Source organism: Kitasatospora sp. NE20-6 (assembly GCF_045862635.1).
The window spans coordinates 37,990-45,191 of the sequence record NZ_BPRL01000032.1 but is presented as its reverse complement, the minus strand read 5'-3'; the positions used below and the strand labels follow the sequence as shown (position 1 = coordinate 45,191).

At 63.7% G+C, this 7,202-nt stretch carries 5 protein-coding genes and 2 pseudogenes; 6 read left to right on the top strand and 1 reads right to left on the bottom strand.

What is annotated here, in order from left to right; genetic code table 11:
• Window positions 1–117: 117 nt before the first annotated feature.
• Window positions 118–576 (bottom strand): GNAT family N-acetyltransferase, encoded by a 459-nt coding sequence (locus SNE206_RS22110; protein WP_407915200.1) that lies wholly within the window; start codon window positions 574–576, stop codon window positions 118–120.
• Between the two features lie 317 nt (window positions 577–893).
• Between SNE206_RS22110 and SNE206_RS22105 the strand changes: the two genes are divergently transcribed.
• The 6 genes and pseudogenes from SNE206_RS22105 to SNE206_RS22080 all read left to right on the top strand — a co-directional run bounded on the left by SNE206_RS22105 (window position 894) and on the right by SNE206_RS22080 (window position 6,403).
• Window positions 894–1,334 carry a hypothetical protein gene (locus SNE206_RS22105; protein WP_407915199.1) on the top strand — a complete coding sequence of 147 codons (441 nt, stop codon included), beginning with the start codon at window positions 894–896 and terminating at the stop codon, window positions 1,332–1,334.
• Window positions 1,331–1,756 carry a hypothetical protein gene (locus SNE206_RS22100; RefSeq protein ID WP_407915198.1) on the top strand — a complete coding sequence of 142 codons (426 nt, stop codon included), beginning with the start codon at window positions 1,331–1,333 and terminating at the stop codon, window positions 1,754–1,756. The genes SNE206_RS22105 and SNE206_RS22100 overlap by 4 nt, the downstream gene beginning before the upstream one ends.
• Before the next feature lie 830 nt (window positions 1,757–2,586).
• Window positions 2,587–3,342, top strand: a complete 756-nt coding sequence (locus tag SNE206_RS22095) for a transposase (protein WP_407915197.1) — start codon at window positions 2,587–2,589, stop codon at window positions 3,340–3,342.
• A 458-nt stretch (window positions 3,343–3,800) separates the two neighbouring features.
• Window positions 3,801–5,583, top strand: a pseudogene (locus tag SNE206_RS22090) (reverse transcriptase domain-containing protein).
• Between the two features lie 108 nt (window positions 5,584–5,691).
• A pseudogene (locus SNE206_RS22085) lies at window positions 5,692–5,817 on the top strand (IS5/IS1182 family transposase); the annotation flags it as partial.
• A 121-nt stretch (window positions 5,818–5,938) separates the two neighbouring features.
• Window positions 5,939–6,403, top strand: a complete 465-nt coding sequence (locus SNE206_RS22080) for a hypothetical protein (RefSeq protein ID WP_407915196.1) — start codon at window positions 5,939–5,941, stop codon at window positions 6,401–6,403.
• Window positions 6,404–7,202: the final 799 nt, after the last annotated feature.

Sequence of the window (7,202 nt, the reverse complement as noted above, 5' to 3'; positions counted from 1 at the left end):
GGCCCGGGGGGCGGCCCCCCGCCCCGCGCCCCGCCCCCCCCCCCCCCCGGGGGGGGGCGGCCCCCCCCCCCGGGCCCCCCCGACCGCACCTCTCACCTCTCACCGGACCCTCTCGACTCAGACCAAGTCCTTCTGGAGAACCACGCTCTCGTAGTTGGTCACATCCCACCGCCACGTCCCGACCGGCCGGTAGCCCCGTCGGCGGTACCAGCCGACCAACTCGGCCGCCTCGACCGACGTGTCGATGACTGCCTCGGTCGCGCCGAGGGCTGTGATACGTGCCTCAGCCAGGGTCAACAGTCGTTGCCCGAGGCCCGTCCCTCGGTAAGTGGGAGCCACCGCCAGTTGCCAGAACGAGCCCGCTCCGGCCGGGGCTGGGTACCCATCCGGCGCCTCGCATAGGGCTGTCACTGTTACGGTTCCCACCAGCTCAGTCCCCTGCAGTGCCAACCAGCACTCACCCTTTCCTAGTCGGATAGCCGTGTCCTCCACCGACTGGTAGGAGGCAAAGAAGGCCCGCCCTGCGGCAGCGTGATCGGCATAGGCACGGTGCAGGAGGCTCGTCAGTTCCTTCACCGAGTCACCCTCAGCGAAGAGTCGCAGGGCAAGGGCCGCCGCAGGGTCGGAGGATGCCGAAAGGCGGGCTGGACGAGTGATCACGAAGTCAAGTGTCGGCCAGATTGTGGGTAGCTGCCTGTCGCACCGCGAGCGCCCTTTCGGCGGCAAAGGTTGAATACGCAAGCATGGCTCAGCCACCAAGACTGGCGACGATCGCAGATGTGACGCGCATCACAACGAAGGGCTTGTTGTCGATACGGGACTCGGCGGGTCGACGCCAGCGGTAAGTTCCTGGCTGTATCGGATCGACCGTGCCACCCGGGGGGAGACCGGAGATGCTAGATCCCGATCTAGTCGCGATAGCAACCGGCGCAGGCGGCAGCATTGTTGCATCGGTGATCACCGGGGGAGCCGTCGCCGCCCGTGCGCGGATCGCGACACTCTTCCGCAGAGGAACCCCTGGCGAGCAAGCCGCAGCCATCGATGCTTTCGACAATGACACGCGAGTCCTCGCAGAGTGGGCCCGCGCCACAGATCAGAACTCTGAGCTCGCGGCGGAGCTCGCCCGCGCCACAGACCAACTCTCACAAGAGTGGGCTCACCGTATGGCCGAATACGTCGCGGCCCATTCAGAGGCCCTTCCTGATCTCGAAGCCATCGCCACAGCGGCACCTTCCTCCAATTTCGGAGGCCAGCAAAACAATGGGTCGGGGACTTTTGTCAACGGGACCGTCATTGGAGGGGTGCACAACTCTTACGGCAAGGGAGCCCAATGATGCCTGTCGCCCCGGATGGTGAATTCTATGAGCAGCACAATACGGGACCTGGCACGTTTGTAAACGGAAACGTATTCGGCGGAGTACACAACTACGAGCTGCTCGACAAGGAGACAAAGGCCAACCTTGCACGGATCGCAGATACGTCACCCGGCCTGGCAAGCCTCCTTGCCGAAGCAGCCGCTCGAAGCGCACAGGACACTGAAACTGCCAACCTGATCGCCATGACTGCTAGCCGATTCCATCTCGCTGATTCCGTGGAGCTTTTTGCATCTGCCACTGGAGCCCTTCAACAAATGTCATTTACTGATTCCGTCGAGTTGCTCGCCTCTACCACGAGGAGTCTTGCGCTGCTTGCACCCAAGCTCCTCAATGCAGCCGACCAGCTTGGCCGGTGGGCTCATCGCGGCAGGGAGCAGTAGGCGCAGTGCCTGACTCCCAGCCCAGTGAGCAGCGCAATGAAGGTCCAGGCACCTTCATTAATGGAAATGTCGAGGGCGGCATACGGAACCTCTTCTTTTTCGGCTCCGCGGCGAGAAATAGCTCCAATCCCCGTCGGCCAGAAGGTCAAAGTCCGAAAGAGGAAAGCGAGGAGCAAGAGGATGACAGCCCCGGCAGTGCCCTGCTCGGTGCAATAGCACTGGCGTCAATGCCGTTCGGAGCAATCGCGCATTCCGCTGGCTTGATGTCGATAAGTGGCTGGTCAGATCACCCATCCATTCTCGAACGAATCATTGTCGGACTAGGCGGAATTGCCGGACTATTGCTTTGCGCAGCCTGCGCCCTCGCCAGGCTCGCCCAGATATTCGCACTGTGGGCAGGCAGGGCTTCTGGCTCGGCAAAAGCCAATGCACAGAGACACTGGCGGATTGCGGCTGGGAACGCGAGGACCGCCAGCTCGGCGGCATGGCTCGCCCGCACCGCGGCAGCACTCGCATCCGCACTCGCCGTACTCTTCGCATGGTTTTCTCTCGGCGGCACCGTCTCCACTAGGGCTCACGAAGCCAGCAGCGAAGCTACGGTGTGGGCAGCGGGGGCATGGACCCACGTACGGCGACACGCCTCCACCAAGGGCCAATAGGGAGCCGTTGAGCAGCGAGGCTTGGAGATCGCCGCTTCTGGCGACTGGGGCAGGAGCACCCCAGAAGGGCGCAGCGCCACTTAGGGCGTCCGCCAGTAGGTGCTGGCAGCAGGGCAGGCACGGTTCACCCGATCATGGAGTTCTCTACGCTTCATGATCACCGGGGGACCCGTGCCTGCTGTCCCATCATGCATTCTCGACCCGATCCGCGACCAGTTCCTCGCGCTTCTTCCCGTGCGCGAGGACCGGCACCCGCTGGGCTGCCACAACCCGAGGATCAGCGACGCCCTCGTCTTCGACCGGCTGGTACAGGTCCTGGTCTTCGGCTGCGGATACGAACGCGCCGCCGACGAACACTGCTCGGCCACCACCCTGCGCCGACGCCGCGACGAGTGGATCGCCGCCGGTGTGATGGAGAGCCTTCGGCTGCTCGCACTCGCCGCCTACGACCGCATGATCGGCCTCGAACTCGACCGCCTGAATGCCGACGGCTGCATCACCAAGGCGCCCTCCGGCGGTGAATGCGCCGGCAGAAGCCCGGTCGACCGCGCCAAACTCGGCCTGAAACGCTCACAGTTGACCGACGGCACCGGCATACCCCTGGTCACCGAGCCGGCACCGGCCAACACCCGCGACCACACCCTGCTGCCCGCCACCCTCGACCGCTTCACCGCTCTCGAACAGGCCCTCGGGCCGCTGCCGGAGCATCCGCGCCTCGCCCTGGACGCCGGCTACGACTACCGGATCGTCCACGACGACCTGGCCGACCGAAGGATCGACGCCCGCATCGCCCCGCGCGGCGCGAAGACCCCGATCCGGACCGGCGGCCGGTGGGTCGTCGAACGCACGAAGTGCGCCACGAGGCGCTCTGTTTGTATCCCCGGCTCAGCCGGGAGGAACTCGGAAGGAGGTTCCTGGGCCGAATGACTCACCTGGATCCGAAAGGCGAAGGGGACAAGAGCATGTCAGAAAACCGGTGATTGGGCCCAGTTGTCTGGGGCGATGTGCCGGGCGGCCCGCGCGATATGGCGAAGACTGGATTGTTTGAAGCCCAATCTCCAGAAGATGCAAGTTCCCATCCGTCGGAAAGGCAGCTGAAACCGACGCCGACCCTGCACCGGTTTCGATTGTGTCAACTGGTGCAACTTCCGGGGTTCGGAGCGATGTCCAGCGAGGACATTCAAGGAGATGAGTGGGACGCCTGTGTCGCGCTAGAACGTACAGACAGAGACGAACGTGGGATCGCCTACGGGACGCGAGTCCTATGGCGACGGAGGCCCCGTAGTAGTCGCCGGAGTCACGCCCGGCCAGGGAGGGCGGGAAAGCCGTCCGCAGGGCGAAGGGGGCCAGGTGATTCGGACACCCGGATATGGGAGGTATGCGAAATGCAGAGCGCCGCAACGGTGCTGGGTGTCCTGCGTGAGCGCGGCAGGCGCCACCTGCCGTGCGACGAACTGTATCGACAGCTGTTCAACCCGCAGTTGTATCTGCTGGCCTACGGACGCATCTACGCCAACCACGGCGCGATGACGCCCGGGGCCACACCGGAAACCGTGGACGGCATGTCCCAGCGGGAAGATCGACCGGATCATCGAGGCGATGCGCCACGAGCGCTACCGCTTCAAGCCGGTCAGGCGTGTGCACATCCCGAAGAAGAACGGGAGCACGCGCCCACTGGGGCTGCCGACCTGGTCGGACAAGCTCGTCGGCGAGGTGGTCCGCCTGCTCCTGGAGGCGTACTACGAGCCGACGTTCTCCGACCGGTCGCATGGATTCCGTCCCCGACGGGGCTGCCACACCGCACTGCGGGAGGTGGCCCACACCTGGACCGGGACGTCCTGGTTCATCGAGGGGGACATCGCCGACTGCTTCGGCAGCCTGGACCACCAGGTGCTGCTGTCGATCCTCGGCGAAAGGATCCATGACCAGCGGTTCCTGCGGCTGGTGCGCAACATGCTGGGCGCCGGATACCTGGAGGACTGGAAATGGGGAGCCACGCTCTCCGGAGCGCCGCAAGGCGGAGTGGCCTCCCCGATCCTTTCCAACGTCTATCTGCACCGGTTGGACGAATTCGTTGAGAAGGTTCTGATCCCGGAGTACACCCGTGGAGAGCGCCGGGCCAGAAACCCGGCATATCTGGAGTTGCAGAATCTGCTGGCGAAAGCCCGCCGGCGCGGCGACCGGGCCCAGGCCCGAACACTGCGTCAGCGGATGGTCAGCCTGCCGAGCGCGGATCCCAACGATCCGTCATACCGCAGGCTTCGCTATGTCCGCTATGCAGACGACCATCTCCTTGGATTCACCGGACCGAAAGCCGAGGCCGAGCAGATCAAGCGCCGTCTGGCAGATTTCCTGCGTGACAAACTCATGCTGGAACTCTCCTGGGAGAAGACGCTGGTCACCCACGCCCGCACCCGGGCAGCACGGTTTCTCGGCTACGAGATCACGACTCAGCACAACGACACGAAGAAGACCGGCCGCTACCGCAGGGTCAACGGTCAGATCGCTCTTCGTGTCCCAAGGGACGTGATCAAGGCCAAGTGCGAGCCCTACCTGGCTCGCGGCAAGCCCGCGAAGCGGACGGAACTGACCAACGGCAGCGATTATGCGATCGTGGCCACGTTCGGGGCCGTCTATCGGGGCATCGTCCAGTACTACCTGCTCGCCGGAGACGTCTTCCGGCTGCACAGGCTGCAGTGGGTCATGGAGACCTCCATGCTCAAGACCCTTGCAGGCAAGCACCGTTCGACGGTGACGAAGATGGCCGCCAGGCACAAGGCCAGAATCGACACTCCAGGCGGGCCCCGAGTCTGCTTCGAGGCCCGCATCGAGCGGACGAACAGGAAGCCGCTGGTGGCGAGGTTCGGTGGAATCCCTCTCCAGCAACAACGGTCGGCGAAGGTCGTCGACCGCCGGCCTGTCTGGGTGGACTATCCGCAGAAGGAGCTGATCACCCGGCTCCTGGCGGACACGTGCGAGGTCTGTGGGGCCACCGGTGATGTCCAGGTGCATCACGTCCGGGCCCTTGCCGATCTCGCCCGTGCCGGATGGCCGCCGTCCGACTGGGCGCGCGTCATGCTCGACCGGCGGCGCAAGACCCTCGTGGCCTGCGCTGCCTGCCATGACCGCATCCACGAGGCACGAACGGCCAGATCACACACGCCGTGATCACTGGAGAGCCGGATGACAGGGAAACCGTCATGTCCGGTTCGGCGGGAGGCCGCGCGGAAAAGGACCTGCCACGAGCAGGCACCTCGCCGCGCGGCCGACCCAACGTCCTGGCTGACCGGCTACCACCGACTCCACCACCGCTACGAACGCGATCCCCGCAACTACCTGGCCTTCCTCGGCCTCGCCGCCACGCTCTGCTGCTACAAACGCCTGATCCGCCTCACCACATAGGACACGGTCTTAACCACTCCAGTGGCGCCGGTCTACGGGAGTGTAGAGGCCTGCACCGGTGAGCGAGCCAGATATGTCCGAAGACGTGCACTAGGCAAGCCGCCAGGACTACTGTTCAGCTATGGCCACATCGTCAGCTGTCATTCGCCCCATTGAGTCGCCGAATAGTGCCACCCCACTTAATCTCCAGCACGACGTCGTAGTCCTCCCTCGCGAGGTTTCCGACAGTGGAGTTGGGGTCTACCATGACTCTGTCATCGACCTAGTGAAGGCCCTCCGGGCCGAGAACGTCGATGCAGACTTTGCACACGCCAAAGATGAGCGCCAATGGCTTGGCGAAAAAAGCGCCACTCAGCACCTGATCGAAGTTGCTGTAGGGATCGCTTCGAATGCAGGATGGGCCGGGATCTCTGCCGTATTCCGGCGACGCCATTCACAAGGCACCGTGCGGCTTAAATTGGTGCGCCGTATCAACGGCCCCGTCGGCGTGACGGAGGAATGGTTCGAGGTTGAGGGAACCGGAGCTGATGTTGCAGACGCTCTCGACCGATTCAACCAATCACACTTGCCGGAGCTGCCCGAGTGAAGCGACAGCAGCGTAAAGCACCCCAAGCATCCAGGGGGTACCGCATCGACGCACACGATGCCCCCGCCGAGGGCAGCGATGCTGGCCCCAGTGACGACCTCGACCACAGTTACCTGGCTCGCCAGATCGGCAAGCATAGATCCAACGCGCTGCGAGCGTTCGGTGACGCGCAGCGCCTCCTTTCGCACGACAGGAAACGGGCGGAGACTAGGGTTGTCGAAGCTCTGGATAGTGCAGCCAGAGCTTTCTGGTGGGCCGAAGAATCACCCTTCGAGGAGCGACAACACGAACTCCTCCATAAGATCGGTAGATGGCGGCGAAGAAATGAGATGGGCTGCTCGCTAGATTACGACGGCAAGTCATATTCACAACGGTGCCCCGCCGCGATCGCGCATAAGAAAATTGGATTTTCGATAGGATTCACAGCGGAGCGACTTTGCTCCATCTGCGGATTCGACCTTTCAGAGTGCCCCCATTTGCGCGACCGCAGCTATTGGGTGCGCGGAGGGTGTGCGATACGCGAATATTGCAGGGTGTGCGCCCAGCAAAATTGCCAGAGTCACCACCCGGATAGGCTCTACCGGGCTCGGCCGATTTCCATAATTGTCGAGGGCGAGATCCGCGAAGTAAGTATTGTCGCCAAACCGGCGCAACCGGAGGCGAGATTGAGTGCAGTCCCGATAGACATGAACGGACTGGCCGATCAGCTCGGACCCGGATTCATTCCCGGAGTACAGGTTTCGTGCGATCAATGCCTTGGCGGGTGCGTCGGCTTTTCCGGGATAGACGCCTAGATTGA